The following is a 3,579-nucleotide window of genomic DNA, read 5'->3' on the forward strand; positions in this document are numbered from 1 at the left end:
GAAATTGGCAATATTCCATTTTTGAAACAATTACTGAAGAAAATATCTGCAAATGAAGGGGCAATAACTACGGAAAACCCATAGTCAAGCAAGGCCCATACAGCATGTTCACGACTAGAGCCACAACCAAAATTGTCTCCTGCTATCAGGATTTTTGAATTTTCATATTTTGGATCATTTAGAACAAAATCAGATTTTTTATTCTCGTTCTCGTCATAGCGCCAGTTAAAAAACAAGAATTTTCCAAATCCAGATTTTTGAACCAGTTTTAAGAATTGTTTTGGAACAATTTGATCAGTATCCACATTTACCTTATCAAGAGGAGTGACAATGCTTGAAACTTGTTTGAATGGCTCCATGTTAACTCAAATCCATTTTCCTGACATCTACAAAATGTCCCTTGATTGCAGCTGCTGCTGCCATTACTGGACTGACCAGATGAGTTCTGCCACCAGTTCCCTGTCTGCCTTCAAAGTTCCTATTTGATGTGCTTGCACAACGCTCACCTGGAGATAAAATGTCAGGGTTCATTCCAAGACACATACTGCAACCAGCTTCTCGCCATTCAAAATTGGCATCGATGAAAATTTTATCCAATCCCATTTCTTCAGCTTGTTTTTTTACCATTTGAGAACCAGGGACAACCATAGCTTTTACAGTTGGAGCAATTTTTTGTCCCCTGATTACTTTTGAGGCTTCAATAAGGTCTTCCAATCTTGCATTAGTGCATGAACCAATAAACACCCTATCGATTTTAATGTCTTCAATTGCAGTACCGGATTCTAAATCCATATAGTCAAGTGCTTTTTCTGCACCCTTTTTTTGATTTGGATCACCTTTAGAAAACTCATCAGGAGTTGGGATGGTTGCAGTAACATCAGATGTCATGCCAGGGTTTGTTCCCCAGCTGACTTGAGGAGCAATGTCATCTATGTGTAAAGTAAATTTTTTTTCAAACTTTGCATCACTGTCAGTTTTGAGATGTTCTCTCCAAGAATCAACTAGCGATTCATAGTTTTTTGGAGTGTATTCTCTGCCTCTCAGATAATCAAAGGTTTTTTCATCAGGGGCAATTAAACCTGCACGAGCACCTGCCTCTATTGACATATTGCAAATTGTCATTCTTTGTTCCATAGATAAATCAGTAATTCCTTCACCACGATATTCAATTACTGTGCCCGTTCCACCTCCTGTTCCTATATTTTTAATAATAGAGAGAACTATATCTTTGGCAGTTACGGCATGGGGATTTTTTCTTTTTCCTTCAACTCGAATTTCAAAAGGTATTGGTTTTTCTAGCCACATTGTTTGGGATGCAAGCACATGTTCAACATCACTAGTGCCGATACCCAATGCAAGAGCTCCAAATGCACCATGTGTCGATGTATGACTGTCACCGCAGACAATTGTGGTCCCAGGCAAGGTGATTCCCAACTGAGGGCCAATCACATGGACAATTCCTTGATTTGGGCTGTTAATATCAAATAATTTTATTCCAAAATCTTTGCAGTTTTTTTCCAAAGTTTTGATTTGCACAGAGGAGGTTTGATCTAAAATTGGAAGTGAACGATCTGTTGTAGGAACATTATGATCCATCGTAGCAATGGTAAGATCAGGTCGCCTGACTTTTCTGTTATTTATTCGCAATCCATCAAAGGCTTGCGGAGAAGTTACTTCATGAACAAGATGTCTGTCAATGTAAATAAGTGAAGGGTTGTTTTGTTTTTCAACAACAACGTGAGATTCCCAAATTTTTTCAAAAAGTGTTTTTCCCATTTTAATCATGGTCTGGCTTGTACTTGAAGAGCCCACCTGCAGCAATTATTTTTCCAATAATTTCTGAAAAAGGTTTCATTTTGTATGTTTGATTTTTTGTTATATTTTTAATCTCATTAGACGATACATCGATTGTAATTTCATCACCTTCTGAGATTCCATCATACGCGTCCTGTTCGATTTCTATCGGCAGCAAAAATGCGCCATCGACTGCATTTCGATAAAAAATTCTTGCAAAAGACAATGCAAGTACTGCCTTTATTCCTGAATGAGACAATGCAATAGGAGCATGCTCACGTGATGAACCACATCCAAAATTTTTCCCAGATAAAATAAAGTCACCCTCTTTTACTTTGGAATGAAAATCAGGATCTAACCCCTCCATTGCATGTGTTGCAAGTTCTGCATAATCATGCACTTTGAGATACTGGCCGGGAATGATGACATCAGTGTCAATGTTATCTCGAGCATATTTTATGATGTTGCCTTTCATTGTAAATCCCTCGGATCAGTGATTTTTCCAGTTACTGCAGAAGCTGCGGCAACCAGAGGAGATGCAAGATATGTCTGAGATTCCACATGGCCCATTCTACCAGGGAAATTTCTGTTTGTTGTGCTGATACAAATTTCATCTTTTGCCAAGACGCCCATGTGTGCACCACAGCAGGCCCCACATGTTGGAGGACCGACCGTAACACCCGCATCTAAGAAAATCTTTAGCAATCCATTTTCCATGGCTCGTTGATAAATAGAAATTGCTGCAGGTAAAATTTCGGTTCTGATCTTTACTTTTCGTCCTTTGAGAACACTTGCTGCAGCCACCAGATCTTCGTATTTTGCACCAGTGCAAGAACCAATGTATGATTTATCTAATTCCACAGAAGGAGCTTCTCTTACAACACATATGTTTTCAGGAGAAAAAGGTTTAGCAATAGTTGGCTCCATCTCAGAGGCCTCAAATTCAAACACCTTAGCATATTCAGCATCAGCATCACCTTTAATCAAATTCATGGTAGTTGCACCTCTTTGAGAAAGATAATCAATTACTTTTTGATCTGGTTCCACAATACCGTTCTTTGCGCCAGCTTCAGTAGTCATGTTACATAATGTCAATCTGCTTTCTACAGACATTTCATCAATTCCACTTCCTCCAAACTGCATAGTTCTATAGTTGCCCCCATCATTTCCAATTTCACCAATAATTTTCAAAATGAAATCTTTTGCCATGACATGATCAGGTAATTTTCCATTTAGCTTAAAGTAGTAGGTTTCTGGAACTTTGAACCAAATTTTTCCATTCAACAAAACATAAGCAATATCAGTATGTCCTAAACCACATGCAAAAGCACCCAAAGCTCCAGTTGTGTTTGTATGAGAGTCACCTCCGACATAAATTTCGCCGGGCAACACCATTGCTTCTTCATGGGATATAGTATGACAAATCCCATATTGACCCATTCCATACTTGAAGTGTTTTTCAATTCCATAGTTTTTTGTAAAGTTTGATAATTTTACAATATTTTCAGCAGATACTTTTTCTGCAGAAGGAACAAAATGGTCTTCAGCTACCCAGACTTTGGTAGGATCCCACAGTTTGTCTACTGAAATCCCTTGTTTCTTTAATTTATCAAATACCTTAATCACACCTGGTCCTGAAACATCATGCATCATGACCTTGTCTACATTAGCAAAAACTACATCGTCTGGTGAAACAGAAGATTTTCCAGCACCACGTGCAAGAATCTTCTCAACAATATTCATAATAAAAAAAGCTTGGTCTACAGATTAAAAGCTTTTCAGAAC

At 38.2% G+C, this 3,579-nt stretch carries 4 protein-coding genes; all 4 read right to left on the reverse strand.

The annotated features are described in order from the left end of the window. The coding region (leuD, locus tag OEW78_RS10175; protein ID WP_300327182.1) for a 3-isopropylmalate dehydratase small subunit at positions 1 to 359 on the reverse strand (359 nt) is incomplete at its 3' end. Between the two features lies 1 nt (position 360). Then, positions 361 to 1,776: a 3-isopropylmalate dehydratase large subunit gene (gene leuC / locus OEW78_RS10180; protein ID WP_300327183.1), complete on the reverse strand. Its 1,416-nt coding sequence runs from the start codon at positions 1,774 to 1,776 to the stop codon at positions 361 to 363. Between the two features lies 1 nt (position 1,777). Continuing rightward, positions 1,778 to 2,269 (reverse strand): 3-isopropylmalate dehydratase small subunit, encoded by a 492-nt coding sequence (gene leuD / locus OEW78_RS10185; RefSeq protein ID WP_300327184.1) that lies wholly within the window; start codon positions 2,267 to 2,269, stop codon positions 1,778 to 1,780. Continuing rightward, the gene (locus OEW78_RS10190; protein WP_300327185.1) at positions 2,266 to 3,537 is read right to left on the reverse strand and encodes a 3-isopropylmalate dehydratase large subunit; all 1,272 of its coding nucleotides are present in this window, start codon (positions 3,535 to 3,537) and stop codon (positions 2,266 to 2,268) included. Before OEW78_RS10190 ends, leuD (OEW78_RS10185) begins: the two co-directional genes overlap by 4 nt. Between the last annotated feature and the right edge of the window lie 42 nt (positions 3,538 to 3,579).

It is taken from the genome of Candidatus Nitrosopumilus sp. (genome assembly GCF_029882185.1).
Classification (GTDB): domain Archaea; phylum Thermoproteota; class Nitrososphaeria; order Nitrososphaerales; family Nitrosopumilaceae; genus Nitrosopumilus.

What these genes read in the sequence shown, in the direction of transcription:
- leuC (WP_300327183.1), bottom strand. Translation starts at nt 1,776, where the DNA reads ATGGGAAAAACACTTTTTGAAAAAATTTGGGAATCTCACGTTGTTGTT.
- leuD (WP_300327184.1), bottom strand. Translation starts at nt 2,269, where the DNA reads ATGAAAGGCAACATCATAAAATATGCTCGAGATAACATTGACACTGAT.
- OEW78_RS10190 (WP_300327185.1), bottom strand. Translation starts at nt 3,537, where the DNA reads ATGAATATTGTTGAGAAGATTCTTGCACGTGGTGCTGGAAAATCTTCT.